At 73.2% G+C, this 22,902-nt stretch carries 17 protein-coding genes and 1 pseudogene; 6 read left to right on the top strand and 12 right to left on the bottom strand.

Translation table 11 applies throughout. The features are described from left to right. Positions 1-477 (top strand): annotated as a pseudogene (locus I5Q34_RS25490) (potassium-transporting ATPase subunit B); the annotation flags it as partial. A 21-nt stretch (positions 478-498) separates the two neighbouring features. Beyond that, the gene (kdpC, locus tag I5Q34_RS25485) at positions 499-1,125 is read left to right on the top strand and encodes a potassium-transporting ATPase subunit KdpC (RefSeq protein WP_199894755.1); all 627 of its coding nucleotides are present in this window, start codon (positions 499-501) and stop codon (positions 1,123-1,125) included. Positions 1,126-1,128: 3 nt separating this feature from the next. On the opposite strand, the gene I5Q34_RS25480 is transcribed toward kdpC, so the two are convergent. The 5 genes from I5Q34_RS25480 to I5Q34_RS25465 all read right to left on the bottom strand — a co-directional run bounded on the left by I5Q34_RS25480 (position 1,129) and on the right by I5Q34_RS25465 (position 4,268). Then, positions 1,129-1,557: a hypothetical protein gene (locus tag I5Q34_RS25480; protein WP_199894754.1), complete on the bottom strand. Its 429-nt coding sequence runs from the start codon at positions 1,555-1,557 to the stop codon at positions 1,129-1,131. 33 nt (positions 1,558-1,590) lie between these two features. Further along, on the bottom strand, positions 1,591-2,379 hold the full coding sequence (locus I5Q34_RS25475; protein ID WP_277965432.1) for a GNAT family N-acetyltransferase: 789 nt from the start codon (positions 2,377-2,379) through the stop codon (positions 1,591-1,593). A gap of 32 nt (positions 2,380-2,411) precedes the next feature. Next, positions 2,412-2,486 carry a 50S ribosomal protein bL37 gene (locus tag I5Q34_RS36150; RefSeq protein WP_374193057.1) on the bottom strand — a complete coding sequence of 25 codons (75 nt, stop codon included), beginning with the start codon at positions 2,484-2,486 and terminating at the stop codon, positions 2,412-2,414. A gap of 37 nt (positions 2,487-2,523) precedes the next feature. Continuing rightward, positions 2,524-3,336: an SDR family NAD(P)-dependent oxidoreductase gene (locus tag I5Q34_RS25470; protein ID WP_199894753.1), complete on the bottom strand. Its 813-nt coding sequence runs from the start codon at positions 3,334-3,336 to the stop codon at positions 2,524-2,526. A gap of 263 nt (positions 3,337-3,599) precedes the next feature. Next, positions 3,600-4,268, bottom strand: coding sequence for a TetR/AcrR family transcriptional regulator (locus tag I5Q34_RS25465; RefSeq protein WP_199894752.1), 669 nt, complete (start codon positions 4,266-4,268; stop codon positions 3,600-3,602). 137 nt (positions 4,269-4,405) lie between these two features. Between I5Q34_RS25465 and I5Q34_RS25460 the strand changes: the two genes are divergently transcribed. Further along, positions 4,406-5,593, top strand: a complete 1,188-nt coding sequence (locus I5Q34_RS25460) for a cytochrome P450 (RefSeq protein ID WP_199894751.1) — start codon at positions 4,406-4,408, stop codon at positions 5,591-5,593. Between the two features lie 335 nt (positions 5,594-5,928). Here the strand turns inward: I5Q34_RS25460 and I5Q34_RS25455 are convergent, their stop codons facing one another. Genes I5Q34_RS25455 through I5Q34_RS25445 form a run of 3 tightly spaced genes read right to left on the bottom strand, consistent with a single transcriptional unit; the run spans position 5,929 to position 8,261 of the window. After that, a complete protein-coding gene (locus tag I5Q34_RS25455; protein ID WP_199894750.1) occupies positions 5,929-6,099 on the bottom strand; it encodes a hypothetical protein in 171 nt (56 codons plus the stop codon). A 42-nt stretch (positions 6,100-6,141) separates the two neighbouring features. Then, positions 6,142-7,635, bottom strand: a complete 1,494-nt coding sequence (locus tag I5Q34_RS25450) for a UbiD family decarboxylase (RefSeq protein ID WP_199894749.1) — start codon at positions 7,633-7,635, stop codon at positions 6,142-6,144. Beyond that, positions 7,632-8,261 carry a UbiX family flavin prenyltransferase gene (locus I5Q34_RS25445; RefSeq protein ID WP_199894761.1) on the bottom strand — a complete coding sequence of 210 codons (630 nt, stop codon included), beginning with the start codon at positions 8,259-8,261 and terminating at the stop codon, positions 7,632-7,634. The genes I5Q34_RS25450 and I5Q34_RS25445 overlap by 4 nt, the downstream gene beginning before the upstream one ends. A 159-nt stretch (positions 8,262-8,420) precedes the next feature. Here I5Q34_RS25445 and I5Q34_RS25440 point away from each other — a divergent pair, with 159 nt between their 5' ends. Both I5Q34_RS25440 and I5Q34_RS25435 read left to right on the top strand, forming a co-directional pair. Further along, a complete protein-coding gene (locus tag I5Q34_RS25440) occupies positions 8,421-9,383 on the top strand; it encodes an amidohydrolase family protein (RefSeq protein WP_234429540.1) in 963 nt (320 codons plus the stop codon). 133 nt (positions 9,384-9,516) lie between these two features. Further along, positions 9,517-9,726 (top strand): hypothetical protein, encoded by a 210-nt coding sequence (locus I5Q34_RS25435; RefSeq protein ID WP_199894748.1) that lies wholly within the window; start codon positions 9,517-9,519, stop codon positions 9,724-9,726. Positions 9,727-9,865: 139 nt separating this feature from the next. On the opposite strand, the gene I5Q34_RS25430 is transcribed toward I5Q34_RS25435, so the two are convergent. From I5Q34_RS25430 to I5Q34_RS25415, 4 genes are all read right to left on the bottom strand, one after another. Next, positions 9,866-11,224, bottom strand: a complete 1,359-nt coding sequence (locus I5Q34_RS25430; RefSeq protein WP_199894747.1) for a cytochrome P450 — start codon at positions 11,222-11,224, stop codon at positions 9,866-9,868. A 70-nt stretch (positions 11,225-11,294) separates the two neighbouring features. Then, entirely contained in the window at positions 11,295-12,665 is a 1,371-nt protein-coding gene (locus I5Q34_RS25425; RefSeq protein ID WP_199894746.1) for a cytochrome P450, read from the bottom strand. Positions 12,666-12,678: 13 nt separating this feature from the next. Further along, on the bottom strand, positions 12,679-13,599 hold the full coding sequence (locus I5Q34_RS25420) for a hypothetical protein (protein ID WP_234429539.1): 921 nt from the start codon (positions 13,597-13,599) through the stop codon (positions 12,679-12,681). Next, the gene (locus tag I5Q34_RS25415) at positions 13,596-14,678 is read right to left on the bottom strand and encodes a polyprenyl synthetase family protein (protein WP_199894745.1); all 1,083 of its coding nucleotides are present in this window, start codon (positions 14,676-14,678) and stop codon (positions 13,596-13,598) included. Before I5Q34_RS25415 ends, I5Q34_RS25420 begins: the two co-directional genes overlap by 4 nt. A gap of 629 nt (positions 14,679-15,307) precedes the next feature. On the opposite strand from I5Q34_RS25415, the gene I5Q34_RS25410 reads away from it, so the two are divergent. Continuing rightward, positions 15,308-22,902 (top strand): type I polyketide synthase (locus tag I5Q34_RS25410; RefSeq protein ID WP_199894744.1); only part of this gene is annotated, 7,595 nt, incomplete at its 3' end.

The raw sequence follows: 22,902 nt of genomic DNA, 5'->3' as shown, positions 1-22,902 counted from the left end.
CTGGCCCAGGCGGACGTGGGCGTGGCGATGAACACCGGTACCTCGGCCGCCAAGGAGGCCGGGAACATGGTGGACCTCGACTCCAACCCCACCAAGCTCATCGAGATCGTCGAGATCGGCAAGCAACTCCTCATCACCCGGGGCGCGTTGACCACCTTCTCCATCGCCAACGACGTCTCCAAGTACTTCGCCATCATCCCCGCGATGTTCACCGCCGCCTACCCGGGCCTCGACCGCCTCAACGTCATGCGGCTGCACAGCCCGACGTCGGCGGTGACCTCGGCGATCGTCTTCAACGCCCTGATCATCGTCGTGCTGATCCCGCTGGCGCTGCGCGGCGTGCGCTACCGGCCCTCGTCGGCGGCGGCCCTCCTCGGCCGGAACATCGGGCTGTACGGGCTCGGCGGCCTCGCTCTCCCCTTCGTCGGCATCAAACTCATCGACCTCGTCGTCCAGTTCGTACCCGGCCTGCACTGACGGCCGAGAGAGGCGGACCCCATGCGGCACCTTCCGCCGTCGCTGCGGCGGCACCTGTCGGCCCTGCGGATGCTCCTGGTGTTCACCGTCCTCACGGGCGTCGCCTATCCGCTGGCGGTCACCGGCATCGCCCAACTGGCCTTCCGGGACGCGGCGAACGGCTCGCTCGTCGAGGAGGACGGCCGTCCCGTCGCCTCCGCGCTGCTGGGCCAGTCCTTCGCGCTACCGAAGCGGAATCCGCGCGACGCGGCGGAGCGGCTCCGCCCGGACCCGAGGTGGTTCCAGCCCCGCCCCTCGGCCGGCGACTACGACGCCAGGGCCTCGGGGCCGTCCAACCTGGGGCCCAACAACCCCGTGCTCATCGTCTCCGTCGAGGAACGCCGCGCCGCCGCGGCCGTGTTGGACGGCGTCCCTCCGGCGTCCGTCCCCGTCGACGCGCTGACCGCGAGCGGCTCGGGCCTCGACCCGGACATCTCCCCCGCGTACGCCCGCGAGCAGGCCCCGCGCGTGGCCCGGGCGCGCGGGCTGCCGGTGCGGCGGGTCGAGGAACTGGTCGCCGCGCACGTCGAGGGCCGCTTCCTGGGGTTCCTGGGCGGGGAGCGGGTCAACGTCGTCGCGCTGAACCGGGACCTGCGGCGTCTGCGGTGACGCTCAATGGCCGCCGCTCGGCGCGGTGCCGGCCTGGCCGGCGAGGGTGACGGCGACCAGGCGCGCCTCCAGCGGCGGGGTGACGCCGGGGGTGGGCCGGAGCATGAACCGGCCGAGGTAGCGGCCGTTGCCGTAGGCGCGCAGCTCGATCTCCTCGTCCGGCAGGCCGAGCCGGTCCACGTCCCACTCCCGGCGGCCGACGGCCACCGTCCCGTCGGCCTCCAGGCGCGGCGGACGGCCGAGCAGCGTGCCGTACTCGAACCGGCAGTCGCGCAGCGTCAGCAGCTCGACGAGCTGGTCGCGGACGTGGCCGACGACCTCGTCGCCGGACTTCGCGGACTGCGCCACGTCGGCGGTGGCCCGCAGGCGGGCGAGGTGCCCGGCGTCGGTGGACGGCGACGACGCGGAACCGGCACATCCGCCACGCGGCACATCCGGACCGGGGCCCAGGGCCCCGCCGTCATGTCACCGCACGGGCACGGACCCGCGCACGGCGGCGGCCCCCACCGCATAGTGCACATACCCCCACTCGGGCCGGAACCCGGCCGCCGCCGCGAGCCCCCGGCTGGGGTGGTTGTCACGGGAGCACGTCCAGCTCGGGACGCGGCCGCGGGACGCGACGTCCGCGCACAGGGCGGTGACGCAGGCCGTCGCCAGCCCGCGGCCGCGCTCGCCGGGGCGGGTGGCCGCGGCGAGGTCTTCGTAGCGGCTGCCGGTGAAGTGGACGGCGGCGAGGGAGAGCAGGCGACGGCCCCGGAAGGCGCCCCAGGCGCGGCCGGGGGCGGCCAGTCCGGCGGGGCCGCCCCAGCTCTCGGTGATCCACGACAGTTCCTCGCCGAGGCCCCGGACGGCGGGGGCGTCCGTGGGGATCAGGCGGCGGATCCGGATCCCCGGGGCGGGGCGCGGTGGCGCGGCCCGCCCCGGGTCGTGGTGGATCCAGATCATGCGCTCCCAGGGGACCAGGCGCTCGAAGGCGGCGCCCAGCACCGGCAGGAAGCGGTCCGGTGCGAGGACGTAGTGGTGGGCCAGGCCGGCCAGCCCGGCGGGGGCGGTCGTGCGCGGGTCGCCGCTGAGGACGGCGTGCCGCGCGCAGGTGACGACGGCGGCCCGGGGGTCCGCCGGGCGGTCGACCCACCAGCGGCCGTGACCGGTGGTCCGGACGTGCTCGGCGAGCGCGCCCGGGCCGGGCCGGCCGGCGGGGAACCAGGACGCCCATGGCCCGGCGGCCGGGACGGCAGCACACCACTCGATCACGTGAATCCGCTCCGGAACTCGGTGACGGCAGATCAGCTGTTCGGTTTCTTCCCGTGGTTGGGCCCCTTCTTGCGGCGGGCCTTCTTCTTGCGTGCGCGCTTCGACATCGTCATCCCTCCTCTCGGGACGGCAACCGGCGCCGTTTCAGGCGGACTTGGCGACGAGCTGGTCGGCCAGCCTGCACAGCCGGCGGACGGTGCGGTCCTCCATGGCGACCGGGGCGGCCGGGGAAACGGCGGTGCGGTCGTAGTAGGCGCCGGGGACGAGCTCGGTGACGGGGTCGCACAGCCGGACGACGCGCGCGGCGCCGTCGGCGGCGGTCTCGCCCTCGTGCGCGTACATCGGCAGCAGTGCCGTGTCGCACACGCCGGGGTGGACGCTGACGGAGGTCCAGGACGCCTCGGCCCGCGCGAAGACGGTCAGGGCGAGCTGGGACTGGGCGTAGGCGGCCAGGCGCGAGTAGCGCTTGGCGCGCTGGGGGTCGTTCCAGGCGATCGAGGCGGTGCGGTGCATGGAGGACGAGACGTTGACGACGCGGCTGCCGGGCCGGGCGCCGAGCGGGCCGGCGAGCTCGTGGGTGAGCAGGTAGGCGGCCAGGAAGTTGACCTGGAAGGCGAGTTCGTTGCCGTCGGCGGTCAGGGTCCGCCGTTCGGGGGCGGCGACGGCCGCGTTGTTGACGAGGACGTCGAGGACGGGGTGCCGGTCGGCGACGTGGGCGGCCATGGCGCGGACCTCGTCGAGGCGGGAGAAGTCGGCGACGGTCAGGTCGAGTCGGCCGGCGTCGGCACCGGCGGCGGCCAGGCGGGCGACGGCGTCCTCGCCACTGGCCCGGTCCGGCGCGTGGAGGACGACGGTGTCGCCGCGCCCGGCGAGCAGCCGGGCGGTCTCCCAGCCGATGCCGGAGGTGGCACCGGTGACCAGGACGGTCCTGGGGGCAGGGGAGACGGCTGAAGACATGATGATCCACTCCGGGAAGGAAGGTACGCGGCGGTGCCCGCGCCGAAGGCGGGTCAACTGCCGTGCGAGCGAAGGATGGAGAGAAGAACGTGCGTTACCGCACGGGACGGGAACAGCGCGCGGGACCGGGGACCGCGCTATGCGGCGGCCGGTCGTCGTGGCGCAGATGGCTGTTCACACGGACCATCAAAGGGAGCGGGGGGCGCGGGTTCAAGTCACGCGCCCGATCCCTGACGCCGCCCTGACGGGCGGCGTTCCGGGCCTCAGCCGTCGCGGGGCGGCCGGCAGCCGAGGTGGCGGACGGCGGTCCCGAACTGTTCGGGCGTCAACGGCGGTGCGGGCAGGGGGCGTCCGGCCCCGGCGCGCAGCCCGTCGAGGAACAGCGCGAGGCAGCGCCGCCAGGCCCCGGGCGCGGCGGCGGCCGCCGCGGGGACGGCCCGGCCCAGCGCCGCCAGCAGGAACAGCAGGTCTTCGGTGGTGATGTCGTCGCGCACGGCGCCCTGTTCGCGGGCGCGGCACAGGAGGGTGTCGATCGTCTCGTGGTTGTGCGGCCGCAGCGCCTCCAGGGAGGGGACGCCCTCGACGGCCGCGGTCATCAGGTCGCCGGCGCCCCGGTCGGCGGCGAGGAGTTCGAAGACGTGCTCCAGGTAGCCGGTCAGGCCGGCCCAGGCGTCCGCGTTACGCCGGGCCTGCTCACCGGCGTCCAGGACGGCCGTCAGGGCGTCGCTGAAGACGGCCTCGACGAGGGCGGCGCGGCCGGCGAAGTGCCGGTAGAGGGTGGCGTTGCCGACGCCGGCGCGGCGGGCGATGTCGTCGAGCGGGGCGTCGACGCCCTGTTCCGCGTAGACGGTGCGGGCTGCCGCGAGCAGCATGTCCCGGTTGCGCCGGGCGTCCCGGCGCAGGGGCGTGGGTCGGTGCTCGCCGCTGCTCATGGAGCGCGACTCTACACGAACCGGGGAGTCGTCCCCGCTTCATGCTACGGTGATCATGCGATGCGGGGAGTGGTCCCCGGTTCCGCCCCTGCACCACCAGTTGGACGAACCCGCCCTTCGAGCTAGGGACTACCGCTATGCCCGCGTCTCCCGTCGAGGACCTCTCGGCACTCGGCACGACCTTCGTCTCCGACCCCTACCCTGTCTACGCGCGGCTGCGCGCGCAGGGCCCCGTGCACCGTGTGCGGACCGACGCGAACGGCGCGTTCTGGCTCGTCGTCGGCCGCGAGGAGGCCCGGGCCGCCCTGGCGGACCCGCGGCTGAGCAACGACATACGCCACTCGGCCGGCTGGGAGGACGACGGCGGCAACGCCATCGGCCTCAACATGGTGCAGACCGACCCGCCCCAGCACACCCGGCTGCGCAAGCTCGTCGCCAAGGCGTTCACCCCGCGCCGCATCGAGGCCATGCGCCCGGACATCCAGCGGATCGCCGACGAACTCCTCGACGCCATGCAGCCGTTGGGCCGCGCCGACCTCGTCGAGTCCTACGCGCTGCAGCTGCCGCTGTCGGTCATCTGCAACCTGCTCGGCGTGCCGGCCCGGGACCACAAGGCGTTCCACGACTGGTACCTGGCGACCAACGACGTCACCCGCCCGGAAGCCGCCGGGGCGGCCGTCCAGGCCATGACCGGCTACCTGGCCGAGCTCATCGCGGCCAAGCGCGAGGAGCCGGGCGAGGACCTGCTGAGCGCGCTCGTGCAGGCCATGGACGAGGACGACGACGCGCTGTCGGCCGAGGAGATGCTCGGTATGGCGTTCCTGCTGCTCGTCGCCGGCTACGAGACCTCCGCCAACCTCATCTCCAGCGGCACCCTCGCGCTGCTGCGCCACCCCGACCAGCTGGCCGCGCTGCGCGCCGACTGGTCGCTGCTGGAGAACGCCGTCGAGGAGATGCTGCGTTACGACGGCGCCGTGGAGACGGCCGCGTTCCGCTTCACCAAGGAGCCGGTGGAGATCGCCGGCACCGCTATCCCCGCCGGGGAGTCGGTGGCCGTCGTCCTGGCCTCGGCCTCGCGCGACGGCGCGCACTTCCCGGAGCCGGACCGCTTCGACATCCGCCGCGACACCAGGGGCCATCTGGCCTTCGGACACGGCGTCCATCACTGCCTCGGCGCACCGCTGGCCCGCCTGGAGGGCGTCATCGCCTTCCGGACCCTCCTGGAGCGCCTGCCGGACCTGGCGCTCGACGCCGAGCCCGCCGGTCTCACCTGGCGGCCCAGCCTGATGCTGCGCGGCCTGCACCACCTGCCGGTGACGTTCTGACGCCTCGCCGGGTGGCAGCCGCACCGAGGTGGACGAGGAGTTCTTCGCGCGGATCGTGGCGCGCAGGGACCAGGCCGGACAAGGGCCTGCAGCTGAGACTGTGGCGGGTGGTGGCGGGCTCGCGCAACCGGTTCGACGAGCCGGAGCGGTCGGCGAAGGCGCCACCCCGCATAAGCGGCCGGCCGGCTACGGACGGCTGACCGACAGCGGCGGCATACGCACGGTGCCGGCCACTGTCGTCCACACGAGCGACCTCGACACCGTGTCCGTGCCCGCCGGCCGAGCGGACGGTGCGGGCATGAGCTCCTCGCGCTGGTTGTGCACGGCGGCAGCGGTCACAGGCCCTCGTAGACGTGGGCCCGTTGGCCGAGCACATGGCCACGCGGCCAGGAACGCCGGCCGCTGTCCTGCTCCGGGCCGGGGATAATGTCGCCGCCGCCGGCCGGTGCCCCGTCCTTGATCACGGGCGGCGGCCGGCCGGCAGGTGCCTGTTGCTCCGTCGGCATCCGCCACCGCCCCGAACGCCGGCGGGCGGATTCACCGTGTGCTCATCCGGAGTGCTCGCCCCAGCGGGCGAGGACGCTGCGGCGCAGCTCGGCGGGATAGTTGTCCGCGAAGGAGGCCGGGCTGATGTCGCCCTCGCGGTCTGCCAGCAGGCAGTTGTGCACGGCGACGGGCCCGCGTCCGCCGGTCTTCTCCGGGACTCCCGCGCGGAAGTAGAGCGGGTCGATCGGGCCGACGCCCTGGTTCTCGAGGATCAGGGTGCTCTCGGTGGGGTGGCAGCGGGTGGTGAAGGCCCACAGGATGTCCCGCAGGTCCGTCGGGTCGACATCGTCCTCGAAGACCATGACCTGGCTGTACCAGAGCGAGCCGTGGGTGCCCTTGCACAGTGTGCCGATCTTCCGGCACAGGTCGTCGCCGCCCAGACCGCTGCGCTGTGCCCAGTCGTTCGGGACGGTCACCACCAGCAGGTGCATCGCGGATTCGGGAGGCATCCAGACGCGGGTGACGGGGATGCCGTTGTTGCGGAGTTCGCGCAGACAGGAGGCGGAGATGCCGGGGGAGGTGATGGAGTGGGTCTCGTCGACCGGCTTGCCGGCGTTGCAGACCGGCAGGATCGGGTTGTCGCGGTGGGTCACGGCGGTGACGTGGAACAGCGGGCAGGGGCTGGGGCCGCCGTGCATATAGCCGTGGAACTCGCCCATCGGGCCCTCGGGCCACATCTCGCCCTCCCCCCATCTGCCCCCGAGGTCGACGTGGCCCTCGATGACGATCTCCGCGGTCGCCGGCACCTCCAGGTCCACCGTCTTGCACCGCACCGTTTCCAGGGGCTCGCCGAACAGGGACCCGAGGAATCCCGCCTCCGAGGTCCCCTGGGGCAGCGGCGAGCCGCCCGAGATGACGGCGGCCGGTTCCGCGCCCTGGACCAGGGCGAACGGCACGGGTGTGCCGGCGTCCCACTGTTCGGCGACCATCCGGTTGTGCTGTCCGTGGGGCAGCGCCGCCGTGAAGCGGTTGCGGTCGATCAGCATGGCCCGGGCAATGCTCCAGTTCGTCCACGACCGGTCCGGGGTCCGGTAGACGAAGATGCCGAGTGTGCCGAGGAAGCGTCCGCCGTCCCCCTTGTGGATCATCGGCACGGGGAACTTCGTCAGATCCACGTCGTCGCCCGTCAGGACGTTCTGCTGACAGGGGGCGTCGTCCACGACGACCGGCGGGACCGGTTCGGCGTCCCAGTGCTCCAGCAGCGCGTCGACGATCTCCAGGCCGGTCGTCTCCGGCGCCAGCCCCAGCCCGATGGCGATCCGGGCCATCCGCGCGTCGCGGTCGCTGCTGTAAGAGAACGGCGCGCCGAGCAGCCGGTAGCCCTCGTGGTCACGGATGTTGGTGAACAGCGGCGCCGGGGCGCAGGTCTCGCTCGCGTGCCGGATGATCGCACCCATCTCCAGATCGGTGCTGACCTCTCGCTTGACCTCCTGAAGGTCCCCCCGCTCCCTCAGGACGTCGAGATAGTCGCGCAGGCTCTTCAGATGCCGTGTCATGACGCGTCCTCCCCGGCCGGAGAGCCCTCCCGGGTCGGCGGGCCGCCCCAGCGCCTCGCGCCCGGCAGTTCGAGGCCGAACAGATCGAGCACCCTGGCCACGACGTGCGTCAGGACCTCGTCCACGCTCTCGGGCCGGTGGTAGAACGCCGGCATGGGCGGTGCGATCACCACCCCGAGCCGGGCCAGATCCAGCATGTTCTCCAGGTGCACGGCGCTCAGCGGCATCTCCCGCGGCACGAGCACCAGTTTGCGCTGCTCCTTGATCGTGACGTCGGCCGCCCGGCTCGCGAGGGTGTCGGACTGCCCGTGCCGGATCGCCGCGAGCGTCTTCATGCTGCACGGCGCCACGATCATCCCGTCCATCGGGTACGAGCCGCTGGACAGCAGCGCCGCCATGTCCGCGGGACCATGCACATGGTGCGCCAGCGCCCGCACATCGTCCGCAGTGTGCTCGGACTCCCACTCGACCATCGCCTGCGCCCACCGCGTCATGATCAGATGCGTCTCCACGCCGAGATCACGCAACGCGAGCAGAATCCGGACCCCGATCGACTGACCCGACGCACCGGTCATCGCCACGATCAGCCTGCGCACCCCGGCCGCGCCGCCGGGTGCCGCATTCATACCCACACTCACGCGCACTCCTCTTCCGGGGGCCGTTTCACTTCAGCCTGGCCGCGTCGCCGGGGACCGGCATCCCGGGCTGCGCCGTACGAGCGGGCGGGGCCCGGGATGCGGCGTCACCGCTGATCAAGCAGGCTTTTCCGGAGGATGGAAGGTGGAATGATGCGTATCGACACGCATGCGCACTACTATCCGGCTGCCTACCTGGATCTGCTGACCCGCTTCGGCAGCCACGACACCGACATCGCACGCGTCCCGTGCGCGGGTGACGCCGACGGCGACGTGGAGACCCGGCTGCGGATGATGGACGAGGCCGGCGTGGACGTGCAGATCCTCTCCGCGAGCCCCCAACTGCCGCATTTCGAGGACCGGTCGCACGCGGTCGAGGCCGCGCGGACGGCCAACGACCTGTACGCCGACCTCGTACGCCGCCACCCGGACCGCTTCGCCGCCTACGCGGCCACGCCACTCCCGCACGCCGACGCGGCAATCGCCGAACTCGGCCGGGCCCTCGACGACCTCGGCTTCGTCGGCGCCGCCATCACCACCACCGTGCTCGGCCGCAGCCTCGCCGACCCCGCCCTCGAACCCTTCTACGCCGAGCTGGACCGCCGGGGCGCGGTCCTCCACATCCACCCCACCGGCGGCGGCGCCGCATCCCCCCTCATCACCGACCACGGTCTGACATGGGTCATCGGCGCCCCGATCGAGGACACCATCGCCGTCCTGCACCTCCTGCGCGCCGGAATCACCGCCAAGTACCCCGGTATGAAAGTCCATGTCGCGCATCTCGGCGGGCACTTGCCGTTCCTGATGCAGCGCGTCGAGGACAACTACCGGGTCTGGAACGCCTTTCCCGACAGCCCAGCCCGGGCGGCCGGACGGATGTGGTTCGACACCGCCAACTTCCACGCACCCGCCCTCAGATGCGCCGTGGACACCTTTGGACCGCACAACTTCCTGCTCGGCAGCGACTATCCCTACTTCCAGGACGACCTCTACACCCGCGCCGTCACCTATGTCGAGAACGCGGGCCTGCCACCGGACACCGTGCGGGCCGTCATGGCCGACAACGCGGCGGATCTGTTCGGCCCCGACGCCATCACCGGGCGGGCCCGCTGACCCGCGCCGACACCCGGCCCGCCCTCGCGGACAGGCCAGGTCGCCGACTGCGGGAAACTGTCCTGGAGTTGTGAGGCAGTCGGCCGGCGAAGGCTGTTCCGTGGCCGGCGGAGGAAAACAGGAGGAGCCCGCCATGAAGTTTTCCCGGCTTCTCCACGCGGCGGCACCACTCGCCCTGGCCGTGGCCGTCACCAGCGCTCCGGCAGCCGACGCGCGGCTGGAGGCGGCCACGCCGCGCCATGACTGGCACTGTCAGGGGCAGGGGTACAAGGACACGGCGGTACCGGCCGTCGGCCGGACATGGCTCGCGGACATGACCGGAACGTTCACCGGCGTCCGGTGACGGAAGACCGGCGGCCGGTGGTGACCACCGGGACGGGCCGCGTACGCGGGGTTGCCGAGGGGCCGGTGGCCGCCTTCCGGGGCATTCCGTACGTGGCCTCCGTCGGAACCCTCGCGCACAATGCCCCGGTCATGAGCGGTCAGCGCGGGCGCGGCACCATGGGCAGCGGTCCGGCGCTCAGGCTCATGTGGGCCTGCGGGCGGACCGTGCGGCCCGGGACCGGGCGCAGCCGCCAGCGGGAGGCGATGGCGGCCAGGGCGAGCGTCGACTCCGTCATCCCGAAGACCTCGCCGATGCACTTGCGGCTGCCGCCGCCGAACGGCATGTAGTGGCCGCGCGCGACGTCCTTGGCCCGCTCGGGCAGCCACCGGTCCGGGTCGAACGCCTCGGGGTCGGGGAAGAGTTCGGGGTTGTGGTGCAGGACGTAGGGGCTGATGAGGATGTCGGAGCCGGTGGGCAGGCGTCGTCCGCCCAGTTCGGTGGGCTCGGTGGTGGTGCGGGTGTAGAGCCAGGCGGGCGGGTACAGGCGCAGGGTCTCGGTGAACACCCGTCGCGTGTAGTCGAGTCGGGGGATGTCGGCGAATCCGGGGGCGCGGCCGCCGAGCACCTCGTCCACCTCGGCGTGCAGCTTCTCCTCGGCACGCGGGTTGCGGCCGAGCAGGTGCCAGGCCCAGGTGAGGGCGCCGGCGGTGGTCTCGATGCCGGCCATGAGCAGGGTCATGACCTGGTCGTGGATCTCCTGGTCGTCGAGCTTCCCGCCGGTCTCGGGGTCCTCGGCGGAGAGCAGGGCCGACAGCAGGTCGCCCTGGTCGCCCTCGGTGCGCCGGTAGTCCTCGATGATCCGCGCGATGAGGCGGTGCAGTCGCGTCAGGGCGCGGTCGAAGCCGCGGTTGGCCTCGATGGGGAGTTTCTGGAACAGGCCGGTGGGGTCGATGGCCCGGCGGTAGGCGCCGTGCACGATGACGGGCAGGCTGCGCTGGATCTCGGCGATGGCGCCGGTGGCGATGTCGGTGGAGAACAGGGCGCGGGCGGTGACGCGGGCGGTCAGGGCCAGCATGGCGTTGCTGACGTCGATGGCCTTCCCGGCGCCCCAGTTCTCGGCCTCGGCGGCGCACTCCTCCTCCATCACCGTGGCGTAGCCGGCGATGCGGGCGGTGTGGAACGCGGGCTGTACGAGCCGTCGTTGCCTGCGGTGGTCGGCCCAGTCGGAGGTGATCAGGCCGTTGCCGAGGATCGGCCGGGCCTTCTCCTTGACCGGTCCGCCCGTGTCGTAGACCCGCGCGTTGACCAGGACCTGCTGGACGAGGTCGGGGTGGCAGGGCAGGTAGGCGGCCTTGGGGCCCAGCTTCAGCTCGACCAGGTCGCCGTGGGCGGGCAGGGAGGCGACGAACTCCAGCGGCCGGCGCCCCATGTGGAGGGCGTGGCCGATCAGCGGGAGCCCGCCGGGCGCGGCGGCGACCCGCCAGTGGTGCTCGGCGGCTCGGGGCGCGGTCCTCATAGGTGAATGTCCTTCGCTCGGAAAGGGGTTCGGCCGGACGGCGGGCCCGGGGGGCCGCCGTCCGGCACCGTCAGCGCGCCTCGCACACCATGGGAAGCGGGCCGGGTTCCAGCGTCGCCTTGGGTTCCGGCCGCAGCCGGGAGCCGGGGACGGGCCGCAGCCGCCACTGTCCGGCGATCGTGGCGACGACGAGGGCGGTCTCGGTGAGGGCGAGGACGTCGCCGATGCACTTGTGGCTGCCCGCGCCGAACGGGAGCAGGGCCCCGCGCGGCACGTCCTTGATGCGGTCGGGCAGCCAGCGCTCCGGGTCGAACCGCTCGGGTTCGGGGAACAGTTCGGGGTTGTGGTGGAGCGCGTACGCGCTGTAGAGGATCATCGTGCCGGCCGGGATGCGCCGTCCGCCCAGGTCGGCGTCGACCGCCGCGACCCGCATCGACATCCACGACGGCGGGTACAGCCGCAGTGCCTCGTTGATGACGGCGCGGGTGTACTCCAGCTTCGGCAGGTCCTCGAAGACGGGCGCGCGGCCGTCGAGCGCGGCGTCGATCTCGGCGTGCACCCGCCGCTCGGCCTCCGGGTGGCGGCCCAGGAGGTGGAAGACGAACGCGAGGGTGGACGCCGTGGTCTCGCTGCCGGCCACGAGGAAGGTGACGACCTGGTCGAGCACCTCACGGGCACTCAGGCGCTTGCCCGTGTCGGGGTGTTCGGCGCGCAGCAGGGTGGAGAGCAGGTCGCCGTGGTCCTCGGCGGACTGCTCGCGCCGGCGGATCATCTCGGCGACGATCTGCCGCAGCCGGGTGTTGGCCCGGTCGTAGCGCCGGTTGTCCGGGGTGGGGAGCTTCTGCATGATCCCCAGCGGGGCGACGGTGCGCTTGTGGATGCCGTGGGAGACGATCCGCAGGCAGTGCCGCGCCTCCTCGATCGTCGCCTCGTCGACGCCGGCGGAGAACAGCGTCCGGGCGGCGACGCGCATCAGCAGGGCGTGCATGGTCTCGCTGATGTCCCGGGTCTGGCCGGCCCGCCAGGAGCCGATCACGGCCCGGGTGTCGTCGCCGACCGCCGCCGTGTACTCGGCGATCTTGGCCGAGTGGAACGCCGGCTGGATGAGGCGCCGCTGGTAGCGGTGTTCGTCGCCGCGGGAGACCGAGAGGCTGTTGCCGAGCAGCTTGCGCGCCTTGTCGAAGACGCCGCCCTTGTCGAAGACACGGGGGTTGAGCAGGACGTGCCGGACGAGTTCGGGGTGGCAGGCGAGGTAGGCGCGGCTGGGGCCGAGCCGGAGCTCGACGAGGTCGCCGCGGGCGGGCAGGTCCGCGAGGAACTCCAGGGGGCGGCGCCAGAGGGCGAGCGCGTGCCCGGCCAGCGGGAGCGCTCCCGGGGCGATGCCGGTGGAGAAGGAACGGGCGGTCTTTTCCGCCCGTTTCGAGGTGTTCGCCGGGGTCACGGGGACTGGTTCCTCACTGGATCCGCGAGTTGACGTCGTTGACCGCGGCCTTGTACCGCTTGTTGGACGTGGTCCAGACGAAGTTGCCGTGGATGAGGTCCAGCAGCACCGGCCGGGTGACGTCGTCGAAGGACTTGATGCACTCCATGTCCTCGACGATGTCGTCCAGGCGGGCCTGGAAGAACGCGTCGAACTCCTGGTCGTCGGAGACGTCGCAGAGCCGGAAGCAGTTGGTGATCTGGCCGAGGGACAGCTCGCGGTCGTAGGAGTAGAAGTCGTTGACGATGGCCAGGCCGCGGGTGGTCATCCGGGCGGCCAGCCCCGTCTTGGCGTGCTCGGTGAACTGCGGGTCGGCGTAGATCGGGTAGGACATCTTCATCCAGAAGTCCACGCCGACGTCCGTGACGCGGAACCGGAAGTACTGCTCGGGGGAGGTCGAGCAGAGCACCTGCTTGATGGGCGAGTCGCGGAACATGTGGTCGCTGGTGACGAAGGCCCGGGCGGCCTCGTAGGCGAACCAGGCGTCCTCACCTTGGTAGTACTTCTCGCATATCCGGCGCAGTTCGGGCAGGAACACGTCGAAGTCGTGCAGCGCCGGGTCCATGTCGTCCCACACGAAGGTGACGCAGTTCAGGATGCAGACGGCCTTGAACGCTTCCATGTCCCGGATGTTGGGGGCGCTCTGCGACCAGCGGACGACGTCCATGTAGGAGATCCAGCGCTCGTCGGAGACCTGCTTGCCGAAGGGCGCCACCGCGGTGTTGCACGCGTCGATCACCTCCCGCAGCTCGGCGTCGGTCAGCGGGACGAACTGCGGCCGGTAGCCGATGTGCCGGTCGAACGCCTCGGCGAAGCGGCGGGTGCTCTTCTCCCAGTGCCGCCGCATGCCCCGGTCCGCGATCTCCCGCGGCATGGTCGTGTCGGTGGTGATCATGAGTTCCTCACAGTGGCCAGGCGGGCGATCTCTTCCAGGGCGGCGACGGCGTCCGGGACGAACGGGGCGCCGGCGAGGGCGTCCAGCGCCTGCCGGTGGCGCTCGTCGATCATCCGCTCGACGGTCGCGCGGGCGCCGGTGGCCTCGAAGACCTCCCGGACGCCGGCGGCACCCTGCTCGTCCAGGAGGGGGTTGCCGAGCGAGTCGCGCAGCAGCGCGGTCTGGGCGGCGTCGGCGTCGCGCAGGGCGAGGGCGGTCAGCGTGGTGTTCTTGCCCGCCCGCAGGTCGTCGAGGTGCGACTTGCCGGTGGTCCCCGGATCGCCGTAGATCCCGAGGAGGTCGTCGCGGAGCTGGAACGCCTCCCCCAGCGGCAGGGCGAAGGCGGTGAACGCCTCCATGGCCTCGGGGCCGGCGCCCGCGACGGCGGCACCGATGTGCAGGGGGCGTTCGATGGTGTACTTCGCGGTCTTGTACCGGTTGACGTTGAGCGTGGCCTCGATGTCGTCCGTCAGCCCGCCGGTGGCGTCCAGGTCGAGGAACTGACCGACCATCAGCTCGGTGCGCATGTCGTTCAGCAGCGGCAGCACGGCGCCCAGCTGCACCGGGGTGAGCCCCGCCGAGTGCAGCAGCTCGTCCGACCAGGTGAGCGCGAGGTCGCCGAGGAGGACCGCGGCGTTCTTGGCGAATCCCTCGGCCTCCTCCTCCCCCCGGCGCCCGGCGCTCTGCGCGGCCAGGGTGCGGTGGATGGTGGGCCGGCCGCGCCGGGTGTCGCTGTCGTCCATGACGTCGTCGTGGATCAGCGCGAAGGCGTGGAACATCTCCAGGCAGGCCGCGACCTGGTACACGGGCCGGGGGTCCTCGCCCCCGCCGACGGCGTACCAGCCGGTCGCGCACAGCAGCGGGCGGATGCGCTTGCCCCCGGCCATGAAGTCCTGGAGCAGTCCGGACAGGTAGCCCAGGTGCGGCTGGGAGGTGGCGGTGCGGGCCTTGGCCGTCAGGAAGTCCGCGAGCGCGGTGTCCACCGAACGGCGGACGACCTCCCTGTCCAACACGTCCCGGACAACGATGGATGGAGCCATAGGACTGGTTTCTCCCCGTGTTTGTCTGACGAACTGCGCCGATTGCCGGACGTGTTGAAGCCGTCGGTATTTCCCTCACCCGCGGGGAGGAAAACCGACCCCTGCCGTGACCGTGCTCACAAAACCGCACCATGCGAAAGCGGATGGATTCCCGGAACCGACAGCTACGCACACCCGGCAACCGGGGCGCAAGGAAAAGCGGGCCAAGAACGTCAAGTTGGTGCCGACGGCCGGGAAACGCACCGTCAGGCGGCCTGAAGCCGTACGGTACGCGACCCACCGGGCCGCCGTCGCGACGCCAACCATAACCTCAACCCGACCGACAAGGAAGGGAGTTCCACATTCCGCATAGCGCCCCGCAACACCCCGGAGCGCGCCGGTGACCAGCGGTGATGGCATCGAAAATGCTTGCACCCCCCTCCGGCGTGGGGTACCTTCACGCCAGTTGATCTCGACATCATCACCTTCCGGCCGAATCTCCGGTTCGCACATTCAGCGCCCGTGAGATCTCCGTACGGTTTTCCGGTCCCTTCATCCCACGGTTACGGCCCGTCCCGGGCCGGTGGTTCCGGATTTTCCGCACGGCGGCTGGGATGCACGTTTCAGGATCACGGGGGAGAGTGTTTCTTTTGTCCAGAGTTTCCGACTCGTCATGCCTTCATCCGGCCGACGGTCCCATCGCGGTCATCGGGATCGCCTGCCGTCTGCCGGGAGCGGAAAATCCGGACGAGTTCTGGCAACTGCTCGAAAGCGGCACGAGCGCGGTCACCTCCGTGCCCGCGGACCGCTGGACCCGGCCGCCCGGCGCGGAATCCGCCGCGATACCCGGCAAGGGCGCTTTCCTGCGCCAAGTCGACGAATTCGACGCCGCGTTCTTCGGGATCTCGCCCCGCGAGGCGGCCGCCATGGACCCCCAGCAGCGGCTGATGCTCGAACTCGGCTGGGAGGCCCTCGAGGACGCCGGGCTGACCACCGCCCGCCTCGCCCGGCAGCGCACCGGAGTCTTCGTCGGCGCCATCAACGACGACTACGCCGCCCTGCTGCACCGGCACGGACATGAGGCCGTCACCCACCACACCCTCACCGGCCTGACCCGCGGCATGATCGCCAACCGGCTCTCGTACCTGCTGGGCGCCCAGGGCCCCAGCATGGTCGTCGACTCGGGGCAGTCCTCCTCGCTCGTCGCCGTGCACGCCGCCTGCCAGAGCCTGCGCGCCGGCGAGTGCGACACCGCCTTCGCGGGCGGCGTCAACCTCAACCTCACCTTCGACACCACCCTCGGCGTCACGCGCTTCGGCGGCCTGTCACCGGACGGGCAGTGCTTCACCTTCGACGCCCGCGCCAACGGCTACGTCCGCGGCGAGGGCGGCGGCCTGGTCCTGCTCAAGCCCCTCGGCCGCGCCCTCGCCGACGGCGACCGGATCCACGCCGTCCTGCGCGGCAGCGCCGTCAACAACGACGGCGGCGGCGACAGCCTCACCACCCCCAGCCGCGCCGCCCAGGAAGACGTCCTGCGCCGGGCCCGCGCCGCGGCCGGCACCTCTCCCGACGAGATCCAGTACGTCGAACTGCACGGCACGGGAACGGCGGTCGGCGACCCGGTCGAGGCGGCCGCGCTCGCCGGGGCCGTCACGGGCGAACGCCCCGGCGGCCACCCCCTGCGGGTGGGCTCGGCCAAAACCGGCGTGGGCCACCTGGAGGGCGCCGCCGGCATCACCGGCCTCATCAAGGTCCTGCTCGCCGTCGAGGCCCGCAGGCTCCCGGCAAGTCTCAACTTCCGCACCCCCAACCCGGCCATCCCGCTGGACCGTTGGAACCTCGAGGTGCAGACCGCGACGACCGGCTGGCCCCGCCCCGGCGAACCGCTCGTCGCCGGGGTGTCCGCCTTCGGCGTCGGCGGCACCAACGCCCACGTGATCGTCGCCGAGGCCCCTGCCGCCACCGCCCCCTCCCCCACCGACGGCCACGCCCCGGCGCTGCGCGCCGAGGGCCTCCTGCCCTGGCCCGTCTCGGGCCGCTCCGCCGACGGGCTGCGCGCACAGGCCGCGCGCCTGCGCGGCCCCGCCGCCGACGGCGACCGCGCGCCCGCCGACCTCGCCTGGTCCCTCGCCGCGCACCGCACCGCCCTGGAGCACCGCGCCGTCGTCCTGGCCGGGACCCGGGACGAGTGCCTGACCGGCCTGGACGCGATCGCCGCCGGCGGCCCCGCCGCCCACGTCGTCGCCGGCACCGCCCCCGCCGGCCCGGACGGCGGCGTGGTCTTCGTCTTCCCCGGCCAGGGCTCCCAGTGGGTCGGCATGGCCGCCGAACTCCTCGGCGCCTCACCGGTGTTCGCCGCCTCCGCCGAGCGCTGCGCACGGGCCCTGGAGCCGTACCTCGACTGGAACGTCCTCGACGTCCTGCGGGAGACCGCCGACGAGCGCGTGCTGGAGCGGGTCGAGGTCATCCAGCCCTGCCTGTGGACGGTCATGGTGTCGCTGGCCGAGCTGTGGCGCTCCCTGGGCGTCGAGCCGGCCGCCGTGGTCGGTCACTCCCAGGGCGAGATCGCCGCCGCCTGCGTCGCCGGCGCCCTCACCCTGGAGGACGGCGCCCGCCTGGTCGCCCTGCGCAGCCAGGTGGCCGCCGAGGGACTGGCCGGCCGCGGCGGCATGGCGACCGTCGCCGCCTCGGCGGAGCGGGTCGGCGCACTCCTCGCGGACCGGGACGACGTGTGGATCGCCGCGGTCAACGGACCCGCCGCCACGGTGGTCGCGGGCCGGCCCGAGGGGCTGGCCGAGGTGACCGCGCGGGCCGAGGCCGCCGGCCTGCGGGCCCGGACCGTCGTGGCCGCCTGGCCGTCCCACTCGCCGCTCGTGACGCACGTCCGCGAGGCGCTGCTGGAGGTGGCGTCCGCGGTCACCCCGCGCCCCGGCACCGTGCCCGTGTACTCCACGGTCACCGCCGGGCCCGTGCCCGGGGAGGGCCTCGACGCCGAGTACTGGTACCGCAATGTCCGCGAACCGGTCCGCTTCCAGGACACCGTCCGCGCCCTCTCGGCCGCCGGCCACTCCGTCTTCCTGGAGGTCAGCCCGCACCCGGTCCTCACCAACGCCGTCCTGGAGACCGGCCACGCGGCGGGCACCCCGCTGGCCGGCACCGGGACCCTGCGCCGCGGCGAGGGCGGCGCCCGCCGCTTCCTGACCTCGCTTGCGCAGCTGTGGACGTACGGCGCCGAGCCCGACTGGTCCCGGGTGTTCGCCGGCACCGGGGCCCGCCGCACCGATCTGCCCGGCTACGCCTTCCGGCGCCGGCGGTACTGGCTCGACGCGTCAACGGCCGCCGCACCGGCCGCCGTCGCCCTGGCCGCTGTTCCCGGGCCCGCGACGGAGGAGACCCCCGCACCCGGCCCCGACGTGGCGTACCAGGTGCGGGCCCACGCGGCCGCCGTCCTCGGTCACGCGGCCCCGGACGACCTCGACGTCCGGCGCACGTTCAAGGACCTGGGCTTCGACTCGATCATGCTCGGCGATCTGTGCGGCCGGCTGAACGGCGCGCTCGGCTCCCGGCTCGCCACCACCGAGCTCTTCGACCACCCGACGCCCGCCGGGCTCGCCGAGCACCTCACGGCCACGGCTCCGGCCCCCGAGCGGGTCAGAACCGACGATTCCGTGGGCGATGCCGACGACCCCATCGCCGTCATCGCCATGAGCTGCCGCCTCCCCGGCGGCGTCCGCTCCCCCGAGGACCTGTGGCGTCTGGTCGCCACGGAACAGGACGCGATCTCGGCGTTCCCCGAGGACCGGGGCTGGGACCTGGAGCAGCTGGCCGCCGGCGGCAGCGTCGCCGCGGGCGGCGGATTCCTCGACGGCGTCGCGGACTTCGACGCCCGCTTCTTCGGCCTGGCCCCGCGCGAGGTCCTGGCGATGGACCCGCAGCAGCGCCTGCTGCTGGAGACCTCCTGGGAGCTGCTGGAACGCGCCGGAATCGACCCGGAGTCGCTGCGCGGCAGCCGCACCGGCGTCTTCGTCGGCACCATGGACCAGGAGTACGGCCCCCGGCTGCACGAGGCCCCGGAGGAGCTCGCCGGCCACCTGCTGACCGGCAAGACCGCGAGCGTCGCCTCCGGCCGCATCGCCTACCAGCTCGGCCTGACCGGGCCGGCCGTCACGCTGGACACCGCGTGCTCGTCGTCCCTGGTCGCCCTGCACCTGGCGATCCGGTCGCTGCGGCAGCGGGAGACCTCGCTGGCCTTCGTCGGCGGCGTCACCGTCCTCAACACCCCGGGAATCTTCACCGAGTTCAGCCGTCAGGGCGGGCTGTCGCCCGACGGGCGCTGCAAGGCGTTCGCGGCCGCCGCCGACGGCACGGGGATGGCCGAGGGCGTCGGGATGCTCCTGGTGGAGCGCCTGTCCGACGCCCGCCGCAACGGGCACCGGGTGCTCGCCGTCGTCCGCGGCTCGGCGGTCAACCAGGACGGCGCCTCCAACGGCCTCACCGCACCCAGCGGTCGCGCCCAGCGGCAGGTCGTCCGCGACGCCCTGACGGACGCCGGGCTGCCGGCCGCCGGGGTGGACGTGGTCGAGGCGCACGGCACGGGCACGGCGCTCGGCGACCCGATCGAGGCCCGGGCCCTGCTGGCCACCTACGGCCAGGACCGGCCCGCGGAACGGCCCGTGCTCCTCGGCTCGGTGAAGTCCAACATCGGCCACACCCAGGCCGCCGCCGGCATCGCCGGCGTCATCAAGATGGTGATGGCGATGCGCGAGGGCGTCGTCCCCGCCACCCTGCACGTCGACCGGCCGACCCCCGAGGTGGACTGGTCCTCCGGCGCCGTCGAGCTCGTCACCGGCGGCCGCCCCTGGCCGGGGACGGACCGCGCGCGGCGGGCCGCCGTGTCCTCCTTCGGCATCAGCGGCACGAACGCCCACGTGATCCTGGAGCAGGCCCCCGCCGAAGGCCCCGCGCCGGAGCAGCCCGTGCGCGAGCAGGCCCTGGACACCGGTGGGGTGCTGCCGTGGGCGGTCTCCGGACGGACGCGGGCCGGGCTGCGCGGACAGGCCGCGCGGCTGCGGGAGTTCGCGGCCGCGGGCGACCGCTCCCCCGCCGACATCGCCCGGTCGCTCCTCACCGACCGGAGCGTCATGGAACACCGCGCCGTGGTGGTGGCCGGTGACCGCGAGGGGTTCCTCTCCGGCCTGGACGCGATCGCCGCGGGCGAACCCGCCGCGCACGTGGTCGACGGGACGGCGGACGGGGCCCCCGGCCGGGGACCGGTCTTCGTCTTCCCGGGTCAGGGCTCGCAGTGGGCCGGGATGGCCACCGAACTCCTCGATTCCTCAGGCGTGTTCGCGGAGTCGATCGCGCGGTGCGCCGAGGCGCTGTCCCCGTACGTCGCCTGGGATCTGCACGAGGCGCTGCGGGACGAGGAGTTGCTGCGGCGCGTGGACGTCGTCCAGCCCGCTCTGTGGGCCGTGATGGTCTCGCTCGCCGAGCTGTGGCGCTCCCTCGGCGTCGAGCCCTCCGCCGTCGTCGGCCATTCGCAGGGCGAGATCGCCGCCGCCTGCGTCGCAGGCATCCTCGAACCGGCCGACGGAGCGCGGCTGATCGCCCTCCGCAGCCAGGTCATCGCCCGCGAACTCGCCGGCCACGGCGGCATGCTCTCCCTCGCCGCCTCCGAGGAACGCGCCGCGGAACTCCTCACCGGCCACGACGACGTGTGGATCGCCACCGTCAACGGCCCCGCCTCCACCGTCGTCGCGGGCGACCCCGACGCCCTGGCCGCCGTCACCGCCGAGGCCGAGGCCGCCGGTCTGCGACCGCGCGCCATCGCCGTCGACTACGCCTCCCACACCCCGCACGTCGAGCGCATCCGCGACGAACTCCTCGACCTCGCCGCCCGGATCAAGCCCCGGGACGGCGACATCCCCCTCCACTCGACGGTGACCGGGGAGCCCGCCCCCGGCGGGAGCCTCGACGCCGCGTACTGGTACCGCAACCTGCGGGAGCGGGTCCGCTTCCACGAGACCGTCCGCTCCCTCGTCGCCGCGGGCCACACCTCGTTCCTGGAGATCAGCCCGCACCCCGTCCTCACCTCCCCGCTCCAGGAAACCGCCCACGCCGCGCAGACCCGGCTCCACATCACCCCCACGCTCCGGCGCGGCCAGGGCGGCCCCGCGCAGCTGCTCACCTCCCTCGCCACGCTCTGGACGCAGGGGCACGCGCCCGACTGGTCCCGCGTTCTCGCCCCGGACACGTCCGTACCGGTGGACCTGCCCACCTACGCCTTCCAGCGGGAGCGCTACTGGCTCTCCGCGGCCTCCGCTTCCGAAGCCACGGTGGCGGCCGATCTGCCTTCCGCAGCCGCGGAGTTGGACGGCTTCCCCCGGCGCGTCGCCGAAGCGGCGACCCCCGCCCGGCAGCGGCGCGTGGCGCTGGACGAGGTGCGGCGCCAGGCGGCCGCGGTGCTGGGCTGGCCGTCGGCGGACGACGTCGAGGCCGACGAGGTCTTCCGGGAGATCGGCTTCGACTCGCTGACCGCCGTGGAGCTGCGCAACCGCCTGGTCGCCGCGACCGGCGCGGCGCTCTCCCCGACCGCGGTCTTCGACCACCCGACCCCGTCGGCGCTCGCCGGCCACCTCCTCGGTCTGACCCTCGGCACGGACACCGCCGTCGCGCCCGCGTCCGGCGTCCCGGCCGTCCCGGCCTCCTCGGACGAACCGATCGCGATCGTGGCGACCAACTGCCGCTTCCCCGGGGACGTACGGTCGCCCGAGGACCTGTGGCAGCTGCTCACCTCCGGGCGCGACACGCTCTCCGGCTTCCCGGAGGACCGCGGCTGGGACCTCGACGCGCTGCACCACCCCGATGTCTCGCGCCCGGGCAGCTCCTCCGTCCACCGGGGCGGGTTCCTGCACGACGCCGCCGGCTTCGACGCCGGATTCTTCGGGATCGCGCCCCGCGAGGCGGTGGCGATGGACCCGCAGCAGCGCCTGCTGCTGGAGACCTCCTGGGAACTGCTGGAGCGGGCCGGCATCGACCCGACGTCGCTGCGCGGCAGCCGGACGGGCGTGTTCGTCGGCGTCGTCCAGCAGGGCTACGGCACCGACGCCGACACCAAGGGCTCCGAGGGCTACCTCTTCACCGGGTCGACGGGCAGCGTGGCGTCCGGACGCGTCTCCTACGCGCTCGGGCTGACGGGCCCCGCCATCACGGTGGACACCGCCTGTTCGTCCTCGCTGGTCGCGCTGCACCTGGCTGTTCAGGCGCTGCGCAACGGCGAGTGCGGCATGGCGCTCGTCGGGGGCGCCAGCGTGATGTCGACGCCGGGCATCTTCACCGAGTTCAGCCATCAGCGCGCGCTCGCCCCCGACGGCCGGTGCAAGCCCTTCGCGGCGGCGGCCGACGGCACGGCCTGGGCCGAGGGCGTGGGCGTGCTGCTGGTGGAGCGGCTGTCCGACGCCCGCCGCAACGGGCACCAGGTGCTCGCCGTCATCCGCGGTTCGGCGGTGAACCAGGACGGCGCGTCCAACGGCCTCACCGCACCCAACGGCCCGTCCCAACAGCGTGTCATCCGCGAGGCGTTGGCGAACGCGGGCGTGGCCGCGTCCGAGGTGGACGTGGTCGAGGCGCACGGCACGGGCACAGCACTGGGCGACCCGATCGAGGCGCAGGCCCTGCTGGCCACCTACGGCCAGGGCCGCCCGGCGGACCGGCCCATGCTGCTGGGTTCGATGAAGTCCAACATCGGCCACACACAAGCGGCGGCCGGCGTCGCGGGCATCATCAAGACAGTGCTGGCCCTGCGCGCGGGCGTGGTCCCCGCCACCCTCCACGTCGACCGGCCGACCCCGCACGTGGACTGGACCTCGGGCGCCGTCGAGCTCGTCACCGACACCACGGAGTGGCCGGCCAACGGCCACGCGCGCCGCGCGGCCGTGTCGGCGTTCGGGGTGAGCGGTACGAACGCGCACGTCATCCTGGAGGCGGCCCCACCGGTCGCCTCCCCCGAGGCCGCCGCCCCGGCGGCGGGGGCGGTGCCGTGGGTGCTCTCGGCCCGTTCGGCAGCGGCTCTGCGTGCGCAGGCTGCACAGCTGCGGGAGTTCGGGGCCGATCAGGTCCCGGTGGACGTGGCCTGGGCGCTGGCCACCGGCCGTGCCGCCCTCGAACACCGCGCCGCCGTCATCGGCGAGGACCGCGAGACCCTCCTCGCCGGACTCGACGCCATCGCCAACGACGAACCCGCCCC

Origin of the sequence: Streptomyces sp. AV19 (assembly GCF_015999245.1) — a bacterium.
Taxonomy (GTDB): domain Bacteria; phylum Actinomycetota; class Actinomycetes; order Streptomycetales; family Streptomycetaceae; genus Streptomyces.
The sequence above is the reverse complement of the archived record's forward strand: the minus strand, read 5'-3'. Positions and strand labels throughout refer to the sequence as shown.